Origin of the sequence: Sulfitobacter sp. HI0040 (assembly GCF_001634885.1) — a bacterium.
In the GTDB taxonomy this organism is placed as follows: Bacteria; Pseudomonadota; Alphaproteobacteria; order Rhodobacterales; family Rhodobacteraceae; genus Sulfitobacter.
The window spans coordinates 1-475 of sequence record NZ_LWEX01000602.1 but is presented as its reverse complement, the minus strand read 5'-3'; the positions used below and the strand labels follow the sequence as shown (position 1 = coordinate 475).

General features: G+C 55.4%; 1 protein-coding gene. It reads left to right on the top strand.

All coding sequences use genetic code 11. The features are described from left to right. Positions 1-216 precede the first annotated feature (216 nt). On the top strand, positions 217-475 hold a 259-nt coding region (locus tag A3728_RS21435; RefSeq protein WP_201722368.1), incomplete at its 3' end, for a glycosyltransferase family 2 protein.

The window sequence follows — 475 nt, the reverse complement described above, 5'->3', positions numbered from 1 at the left end:
TTGAAGGAAGTACTTGGCGTCAAAGCGCATTTCCTGTCTGTCGCTGAACCCCGGTTGTGGATAAATACCATCGAGAATTGGGCCAGTAACCCTCCGGAGACGCATCAGCCTGCTGTTTACGACGATCTGAAATGGGACTCCCACTTCAAAACCGTCTTAAGGTTGACCTGATAGCGGAATGAGAGAGCGGTGCGACCCGAGAGCAGGGGACGGTAAGTGAGCGTGTGGCAGTCATACAGGCTGAGGCTTCAGCGCAAGCGATGGCGTATTCGCGCCTTTCGCAAGCGTCGTGAGCTGAAGCGCATCGCTGATCGGACATCCGAGATACGTCAGGATGACATCCTCGTTTTCTGCACCCAGCGGAACGAGCGGGTGAGGCTGCCCTATTTCCTCGACTACTACCGGCGCATGGGCGTGGCGCATTTCTTCTTTGTCGATAACGATAGTGACGACGGATCGCTCGACTATCTTGCCG